The sequence below is a fragment of the Rhodoferax sp. OV413 genome (assembly GCF_900104385.1).
Lineage (GTDB): Bacteria > Pseudomonadota > Gammaproteobacteria > Burkholderiales > Burkholderiaceae_C > Rhodoferax_B.
The window spans coordinates 1-7,480 of record NZ_FNJA01000018.1 but is presented as its reverse complement, the minus strand read 5'-3'; the positions used below and the strand labels follow the sequence as shown (position 1 = coordinate 7,480).

Sequence of the window (7,480 nt, the reverse complement as noted above, 5' to 3'; positions counted from 1 at the left end):
AACTCAGCGCCAATACCGGCATTGCGGTGTACTTCTGTGATCCCCACAGCCCTTGGCAACGGGGTACCAACGAGAACACGAATGGGCTGGTGCGCCAGTATCTGCCCAAGGGTATGGATCTGTCTGAAGTGACCCAGGAGCAACTCGATGCGATTGCCGATGAGATCAACAACCGCCCCCGTAAAACCTTGAATGCGCACTCGCCCATCGAGGCCTATCGCGATTTCTTGCTCAAACACCATCCACCGCACGCTACTATCCAATGACCCTTGTGTTGCACTTGGACTTGAATCCGCCCTTATTTGATCAGCGTAAGTAGCTATGAATAGAGTAGCAAATGCGTTGCTGTTATCTATGCGCGTAATGTGCGCATAGATCCGACGCCAGGAGTCCACCATGCCCGCAGCATCTACAGTCACCATCCGCAAGCGCGCCGTCAACCTGACCTTGTGCGAAGGCTTGGTTGCACAAGCCAAGACCTACACCAGCAACCTTTCTGCCGCCATGGAAGAACTGCTGGTTGCCTATGTTGCCCAGCAGCGGCAAGCCCGCCTCTCACGCCAGCAACAGGCGGACACCGCGTCCATGGATTGGAATGCCGTGCACGTCGCCGTGGGTTCATTTGTAGACGACCACTCCACACTGTAACGGCGCAGTTCGATGTACACCGCAACAAGGGCGCATTGAAGGAATCCATCCCTTTTGTGGTGGTCGTTCAGTCATCCCTATTTGACCGCTACCGCAGGCGCGTGGTGGCGCCGCTGGTGCGCCGCAGTGCACTACCCGCGAATACGGCTACAGCGGGCTCTCGCATGAATCCGGTGTTTGAGGTTGAGGGTGTGCAGGTGGTACTCCATCCGCTGGACATAGTTTCTGTGGCACTGGATCAGTTGGGCGAACAGGCCACATCACTGGCGGAGCAGGGGCAAGCGGTTGCCGATGCGTTGGATGAGTTGTTGACGCGGTCTTGGGGGTGATTAGATCGATGGTCGCCAAAAGGCTGGTTGCGGTCGTTGGCAGGTATTTGGCGAATAGGTACTATCGGCCAACAACGGACATTCGTCGAATGGGGCAATCTATGAAGGTTTGGCAGGTCTACGGCGAGGGCGAGGCTTTTGTCATCGACGGCAAAAAGATGGCCTTCGAATTGAGCGGGTGTGTGGAAGCGGAAGACGCAATCACCGCGTTTTCACGAGCTTGCGAACTGGCGGTGAGGGACCATCCGGCGCTTGCGCAGGCGGCCGGTCCATTTCCTCGTCCCGTAGTCAACCCTCTGGAAATTCAAGAGGTAGATGCAGGTTTGGCCGTTGAGGTTGGCAAGGTCCAGCTAGACTGGCTCGAAAGCTGAACGGCTGAGCTCGGCCAGAAACAGACCTTCCGCCGTCACTCAGAATCGACCCGCTACCCTGCGTTCTCCTCTGCTACCGTAATTTGGTCAACGATGTGTTTTCTCAAAGTCCCACAATGACAGAGCATGAAGTAAGCATCCACGGACTTCAGGGTATCTTGGCCATGCCCGAGGGATTGGCGCCGGTACCCGCAATCCTAATCCTTGCAGGGTCGGGTCCGGTTGACCGCGACGGAAATCTGCCTGGCGCGCGTAACAACTGCCTCAAGTTGCTCGCGGCCTCGCTCACTAACAGCGGCATCGCGTCGTTGCGCATTGACAAGCGGGGTGTCGGTCGGAGCCGCTCGATTGAATTCCGTGAAGACGAATTGCGATTTGACACATACATCGAGGATGCGATTGCTTGGGTGAAATTCCTGCAAGGGCAGGCGCGCGTTGCCGGTGTCGCGCTCCTCGGACACAGCGAAGGCGCGCTTGTCGCCACACTCGCTGCTCAACGTTGCGATTTGTCCGGCTTGGTGCTGATTGCCGGGGCGAGCGAGCCGGCAGCCCAAGTCATCGAGCGGCAGCTCGCCGCCGCATCGGTACCAACGGCCTTGCAACGTGACTCACGCCGAATTGCGTCCAGCTTGGAGCGCGGGGAGCGCGTAACCACGGTGCCTTCTGAGCTCCACGCGCTCTACCGTCCGAGCGTGCAGAACTACTTGATGTCGTGGTTCCCGCTTCATCCGGCTCAGGAGCTGTCCAAGGCCAATAACCCCACGCTGGTCATTCAGGGCACGACGGACCTTCAGGTTGGCGTGGAGGATGCGCGGCGCCTGGCAGCGGTACGGCCTGGCTCGACACTCGTTCTGGTCGAAGGCATGAATCACATTTTGAAAATTGCCTCGTCGGACCGAACCGAGAATCTGATGACGTACGACATGCCGGACTTGCCCTTGGCCGACTCGCTATCGCAGGCGATTTCAACGTTCCTAGGATTCCGACGAAAATGCCCCTCATCCGTCGAATCAACGCTCCGTTTCACGTAATCCCGGGAAGCCTGGATGCGGCCAGAAGCGGTCATTGACATTCATGATGCAACTTTCCAATATTATTCAATTAGAAAATCTTCATTTCTTGCCGGTCGACGGTGAGGACCGTGTTGAGATGGAGTTCACAGGCGGTTGTCTCACCTTGAAGCTCTATTACACAAACGAGAAGGAAGCTTCTGTAAGACGGGACTTGAGGTTTTCGGCCGCATCATATTTTTTGAAGACCCCATTTCCCGGAAGCAGTGTTTTCGATTGCGCAGAAGACCGAAACCTCGAGTTACTGGATTCGCTTGTGGCATATGAATATTCCGCATGGTTGGACAACGCTAGGGCGCATCATGCAAGATTGGAAGGTAGGCATTACCGAATTTTTTTGCATTCTGCAGGCATTGCAATCCATGTGATTGCAGCTGGCTATGAACTTTCTGCTGAGCTAAGAGTTGTACCTCCGTCGGCTTAGGGCCCGAATGAACCAGCCAGCCTTTCGGCTACAGTCGGCCAGAACGAGACATTCATGAACCCTGCACACCGGCGACCAGCGCGAGTGATTTTGTCTGTGATTGCACCGGCGATGCTTTTCATCGCTGGCTACGGCCTTCTCTGGGGGATGTCTTCCTCTTCGCTCGCATTCGTAGAATGCTCTGGAACCTACAGCCTGTTTGCGGCGAATGCTCGTTGTCGACAACCAGCCTTTGCCGCGTTGATGTTTTACGGCGGACTGTTGCTGGCGGTGGTTGCGTGCGTGGTCGTATGGAAGCTCAGACGACGGCACGATTAGACCTAGAAATGTCAGAATCCGGCCAGAAGCTGACGTTTGCAGGACTTAGCCATAGACCTTGATGCATAGATAGACGGGGAATCAATGAGTGGGAAATTTTTGCAGCGTGGTGCGATTGTTGACACTATTAAGAGTGAAGAACGTACCAATGCGATACAGAAGCGCAATGGGACACGTCATCCAGTCCGCGTCACCTCGTGTGGTTGTCCTGACCCCAACTGCGGCGCCTGGCACACAGTCATTGAGGAGCGAATGCTACCGACAGCGGAAGAGGCTACAGCTACGCTCAAGTCTAGGAAAGCAGCTCGGCAGGTCGTCGAAAAAGGGCGATAGATGCGGCTTGGAGCAAACCTGCCAGAACCGGACTCCTCTCGGCCAGGAGCGGACATCTACGTGAGGGTTTAACGAAATGGATTCGGATATCGCGCACGCGCATTGCAGCACCCATCGGCTTGAAGTCGATGCAAGTGCGTTGTGTGGATGCTTTTACTGCCTCCAAACCTTTCCACCGACCAGTATCTTGGAATGGGTTGACGATGGACAAACGGCTGTGTGCCCCAAGTGTGGAGTGGATGCGGTTATTGGGTCGGCCTCGAATGTTCCTCTTACGTCCGAATTTCTTGCAAATATGCGGACCCGGTGGTTTTAGTTTTGACGGCATCCGGCCAATACCAGTCAGTGACTGGTTGATAAAACGGACGCTCAATGTTAGAGCTGAGCCGCACGCAGCGACTGGCCGCGTAAGGTCAAGAATGAAATGTTGGTCTGCGGTGGACTGGCGCAGCGGGTCGGTTCGAGCGATCTGTTATGCCGCATATGCTTCTGGAGCGAGCTTTGCCAAAGTAAACCAGAACGCGAGTGCAGAAGCTGCTCCTACGCCTGCCATTGAGACAATCGAAACATGATCCTGATTGAGAGACCAGGCGAAAGCCGCGCCAAAAGTTGCACCCGTAGCTGCTGCCGACCACCATCGTGCAAGATGCATGCGTCTAAGGGCCGCGAATGCAGGAACCCCGGCAATGAAAGCAACCCAGAGCGACCCAAAAAACCAAAGCACAAGCCACGGCAAATTTTCCCGTGCAGGCGCGTCGTGAATCGAAAGGACCTCACGCACGAAAATTAAGCTGGTGCACGTGGTTGCGGCTGCGAACAACGCATAGAGCAGTGCCTTCAGCTTCATGGCGCGATCCTGTTAAGCGGCATAACGTAATGTAGACCGCAAAACCTGCGGGATGAGCAGGGCGATACGGGATATTCTGGACACGGCTTCCTTCTGAGAGTGGCTTGCAGCCTATGTTTTTAATGACCTTGCTGTGCAAACATTCAGGTATAAAAATTCCGTTAAACCGGGCAGGCTTGTACTCAGAAACTATAGCTGACGAAGACATGAAATCGGGGCGCTCAAAGAGCAAGGTTATGACCGCGGGTACGCTGGGTAGCGCATCGCAGACCGCTTTGGAGAGCGATGCCCACCGTCGGTTTTGGGCCCAAAGCTGCCGCCCACGGGTTTCACTGAGCAGTCACCAGAAGTCCGCATACTCAACTCAAATATGACCATCCCGCAGCCCCAAGGCACCCGCCTGCTAGAACCACAAAGACCCAGTAGAGTCCAGGAATCCCGCCCACAGCGGTGAACTTATTGCTTTGCAGCGCCTGCTGTTCACGCAAGGAAAGAGGGTCTGTGCCAACGGCTCGTCCCGAAGTTGGCGGTACAGCCCATATTTGGTGCCTGGAAGTACGTTCGAACTGATGTGCATCTATGGCCAACAATGCGAAAAACCCAGCTAGAAGAAGAAATCCCAACGTAGTCATAAATATCTAATGCCTGCTTCTGGCCGATAGGTTCCAGTACCTCAGATTTTCTCGCAAACACTTGAACTCCACATGACCAATATGATGGCCATAGTCACACTAACAGCCACCGAGATCAGAAGGTGAAGTCGTGTCTTAGCAACCAATTTACGCAATAAATTATCTTGATGGCTGGAGAAGCCATTAACGATTACGCGTTGTAAATGCTTACGCTCAAACAGCGTAAGTCCGGTATCGTCATTAGGTCCTTCATCAAGCACTAATCCCACTAGCGTACGATGTCGATTGACTGATGCTGCGAAGGCGATCCAAGCACGAACGCCTTCAACTACGAGTAAAACAATCGTGGCGGCAAATGCGAAAAACATTAGTTGCAGACACATTTTCCATTCTCCCCAGTTCAATGTTTAACGCCCGCGCGCTCCGCAAAAGGTTAGAAGCTATTTTTGACGGACTCTGAGAATTTGAGACATAGCCAGTTTGGTTACGTAACGATTGAACGTCTGGGACTTCGAATATCCGCTTCTGGCCGATAAGTGCAATTCTGGCTCAGGTATCAACCGGCCCAAAGCAACTGGTAACTCAATGCCCCTACTTCAGTTGAGCGTCAACAGTGCCGTCCGTCGCGGCTTTAACAGCGGCAATCCAATCCTGCCAAGCAGAAGGGTCTGCCGTACCGCCATCTGGCAACAGCGATATATCGCCCAAAATGCCCCCGAGTTCTTCGCATCCACGTTGATAAGCGGCGTCAAGAAATTTGTACATTGCAAGAAACGCTTGTTCTTCAGACAACTTAGTCACCGTGCAAATTCTCCTCTTAACCAATGCCCGCTTTTGGCCGCAAGCTGCAGGTCAAGTGAAGCGCTTATCGCTCTGACAGGCACGCGGCGGCCGCGGTGGCATTAGCTACTACAGCTTTCCACTCGGGTAATTCTATGTACTGCGCATCGGAGAGTTTCGTTCCGTGCTTCACAAAGATGTCTTCGATGGATGCGACCACTGCAGCTATTGAATCTGCCTCCGATGCATCCTTGAGAATCCACCCGATAGTGGAGCGAGCGTCAGTTGCGAGCGCAGTATCGTCGTACAAGAAATGTACTGCGTAGTCCAATTCATCGTGCTTAACGTCCCCCTCGGATTGGCCACCAATCCACACGCGCCGTTGGTACTCTGGGTCAGCCAGGCCCTGCAAATAACTGACGAGTTCCTTGCGCATTTCGGGGGAGGTCAATTGATTCATGAAGACAATCTGTAGGTCCGCTACTAGCCGCTATCCGACTTGACCGGTGTATCGCTCGACGAATAGCTTCGCTGCGGCCAAGGTCGCTGGATATTGCACCAATGTACCGCTCGGCTGCTCGTGGATAGATTGAAAGCGGAATCCGTGGCTGACCAGGTACTCAACCTTGCGCCATTGGTCGACATCCGTCATTTTGGGCGCGGAGAACTTGCGACTGAGCATCACCATAGGGCCGCCACACTGCGGGCAGAGCCGTGCAAGCGCCCGCATCGGCTTCTTGAAGGACTTGCGGCAAGAGAAACAGACATGGGGAAACAAGCGCATCTGCGTGTGCTCCGGCTTAGCAAAGTACGAATGGTGTCTGAACGTCTTCATCTGTTTGTGAACGGTGATAGCGAATGGCCGCTCTTGGCCGACTGTAGCCTCTTTACATCCAATCTGGCCGTCACCCAGCCAGGCTTCGTTTGAAGAAGAAGGACTGCTTGGTGACATCGTCGCGACAGGTAAACGAGTTCGCTTGCAGTTCCGAGATTTTGCAGGTGAAGAAAAGCATTTGCATCGTTCCGAGCTTCTTTTCTTCCAACTGCGTCGTCTTCTGCTTCAGTAGTTCGTCGGTTACGAACCACTCACCCTCGGAGCGTTCGACCTCATGCTCCTTGGATTCATTTACAAGGAACTTACCGTCGGCCTTTAGCGTTTGAAGTCCGCTTACGGTACGTCCATGGACATCCTGAAATTCATATGTCCAAGCCCCCTCGAGTTGACGTTTAATTTCAACATCCTTTGCTGTCTTGGTGTCATCGCAGCCGTGAAGCAATGCCAGGCACCCAAGGAGAAAAATGTAGAGAATAGTTCGGTGCATATTTGGAATCAATATCGGTGAAACGATATTCGCCGACCTATGGAATGTCCGCAATTGGCGGCGGATTCAACCGGTCGATGCAACAGTTTCGCTGAACATCTCAGCGGGCGTCTTGAAGCCAAGCGTCTTGCGTGGCCTCTGGTTCAATTGTCTCGCAATCGCGTTGAGCTGTAGCTGTGAGTAGCCAGAGATGTCGACGCCCTTCGGCATGTACTGTCTGAGCAGCCCGTTCGTGTTCTCATTGCTTCCACGCTGCCAAGGGCTTTGCGGATCGCAGAAGAAGACCTGGATGTCGGTAGCCATCGTGAAGCGCTTGTGTGCTGCCATTTCCTTGCCTCGATCCCAGGTCAATGACTTGTACAGTTCCTGGGGCAGCTTGCGCGCGTTCTTGATGAGCGCATTGACG

Annotated in this window: 14 protein-coding genes; 7 read left to right on the top strand and 7 right to left on the bottom strand. The window is 54.0% G+C overall.

Features of this window, described 5'->3' with window-relative positions:
- From BLT66_RS26300 to BLT66_RS26710, 7 genes are all read left to right on the top strand, one after another.
- On the top strand, positions 1–266 hold a 266-nt coding region (locus BLT66_RS26300; protein ID WP_143029327.1), incomplete at its 5' end, for an IS30 family transposase.
- A gap of 130 nt (positions 267–396) precedes the next feature.
- Entirely contained in the window at positions 397–648 is a 252-nt protein-coding gene (locus BLT66_RS26295) for a type II toxin-antitoxin system CcdA family antitoxin (protein ID WP_092762921.1), read from the top strand.
- Complete coding sequence (locus BLT66_RS26290) at positions 591–977, top strand: CcdB family protein (protein ID WP_255407102.1); 387 nt, start codon at positions 591–593, stop codon at positions 975–977. Before BLT66_RS26295 ends, BLT66_RS26290 begins: the two co-directional genes overlap by 58 nt.
- Before the next feature lie 101 nt (positions 978–1,078).
- The gene (locus BLT66_RS26285) at positions 1,079–1,348 is read left to right on the top strand and encodes a hypothetical protein (protein WP_143029326.1); all 270 of its coding nucleotides are present in this window, start codon (positions 1,079–1,081) and stop codon (positions 1,346–1,348) included.
- A 116-nt stretch (positions 1,349–1,464) separates the two neighbouring features.
- Positions 1,465–2,379, top strand: coding sequence for an alpha/beta hydrolase (locus BLT66_RS26280; protein WP_092762917.1), 915 nt, complete (start codon positions 1,465–1,467; stop codon positions 2,377–2,379).
- 43 nt (positions 2,380–2,422) lie between these two features.
- Entirely contained in the window at positions 2,423–2,842 is a 420-nt protein-coding gene (locus BLT66_RS26715) for a hypothetical protein (RefSeq protein ID WP_143029325.1), read from the top strand.
- 54 nt (positions 2,843–2,896) lie between these two features.
- Positions 2,897–3,160, top strand: a complete 264-nt coding sequence (locus tag BLT66_RS26710) for a hypothetical protein (RefSeq protein WP_143029324.1) — start codon at positions 2,897–2,899, stop codon at positions 3,158–3,160.
- Positions 3,161–3,965: 805 nt separating this feature from the next.
- Here BLT66_RS26710 and BLT66_RS26705 read toward each other — a convergent pair.
- From BLT66_RS26705 to BLT66_RS26255, 7 genes are all read right to left on the bottom strand, one after another.
- Positions 3,966–4,340, bottom strand: coding sequence for a hypothetical protein (locus tag BLT66_RS26705; RefSeq protein WP_143029323.1), 375 nt, complete (start codon positions 4,338–4,340; stop codon positions 3,966–3,968).
- A 673-nt stretch (positions 4,341–5,013) separates the two neighbouring features.
- Entirely contained in the window at positions 5,014–5,355 is a 342-nt protein-coding gene (locus tag BLT66_RS26700; RefSeq protein WP_143029322.1) for a hypothetical protein, read from the bottom strand.
- Between the two features lie 208 nt (positions 5,356–5,563).
- Positions 5,564–5,773: a hypothetical protein gene (locus BLT66_RS26695; protein ID WP_143029321.1), complete on the bottom strand. Its 210-nt coding sequence runs from the start codon at positions 5,771–5,773 to the stop codon at positions 5,564–5,566.
- 64 nt (positions 5,774–5,837) lie between these two features.
- Entirely contained in the window at positions 5,838–6,212 is a 375-nt protein-coding gene (locus BLT66_RS26270) for an SCO4402 family protein (RefSeq protein WP_143029320.1), read from the bottom strand.
- A 30-nt stretch (positions 6,213–6,242) separates the two neighbouring features.
- Positions 6,243–6,587 (bottom strand): hypothetical protein, encoded by a 345-nt coding sequence (locus BLT66_RS26265; RefSeq protein WP_092762911.1) that lies wholly within the window; start codon positions 6,585–6,587, stop codon positions 6,243–6,245.
- Positions 6,588–6,657: 70 nt separating this feature from the next.
- Complete coding sequence (locus BLT66_RS26260; RefSeq protein ID WP_092762909.1) at positions 6,658–7,074, bottom strand: hypothetical protein; 417 nt, start codon at positions 7,072–7,074, stop codon at positions 6,658–6,660.
- 66 nt (positions 7,075–7,140) lie between these two features.
- Positions 7,141–7,480, bottom strand: a 340-nt coding sequence (locus tag BLT66_RS26255) for an IS30 family transposase (protein ID WP_143029319.1), incomplete at its 5' end; no start/stop codon positions are given.

Bases quoted from the DNA above. Each gene is read 5' to 3' on its own strand.
- BLT66_RS26715 (WP_143029325.1), top strand. From the start codon at position 2,423: ATGATGCAACTTTCCAATATTATTCAATTAGAAAATCTTCATTTCTTG.
- BLT66_RS26710 (WP_143029324.1), top strand. From the start codon at position 2,897: ATGAACCCTGCACACCGGCGACCAGCGCGAGTGATTTTGTCTGTGATT.
- BLT66_RS26260 (WP_092762909.1), bottom strand. From the start codon at position 7,074: ATGCACCGAACTATTCTCTACATTTTTCTCCTTGGGTGCCTGGCATTG.
- BLT66_RS26285 (WP_143029326.1), top strand. From the start codon at position 1,079: ATGAAGGTTTGGCAGGTCTACGGCGAGGGCGAGGCTTTTGTCATCGAC.
- BLT66_RS26295 (WP_092762921.1), top strand. From the start codon at position 397: ATGCCCGCAGCATCTACAGTCACCATCCGCAAGCGCGCCGTCAACCTG.
- BLT66_RS26280 (WP_092762917.1), top strand. From the start codon at position 1,465: ATGACAGAGCATGAAGTAAGCATCCACGGACTTCAGGGTATCTTGGCC.
- BLT66_RS26270 (WP_143029320.1), bottom strand. From the start codon at position 6,212: ATGAATCAATTGACCTCCCCCGAAATGCGCAAGGAACTCGTCAGTTAT.
- BLT66_RS26700 (WP_143029322.1), bottom strand. From the start codon at position 5,355: ATGTGTCTGCAACTAATGTTTTTCGCATTTGCCGCCACGATTGTTTTA.
- BLT66_RS26705 (WP_143029323.1), bottom strand. From the start codon at position 4,340: ATGAAGCTGAAGGCACTGCTCTATGCGTTGTTCGCAGCCGCAACCACG.
- BLT66_RS26265 (WP_092762911.1), bottom strand. From the start codon at position 6,587: ATGAAGACGTTCAGACACCATTCGTACTTTGCTAAGCCGGAGCACACG.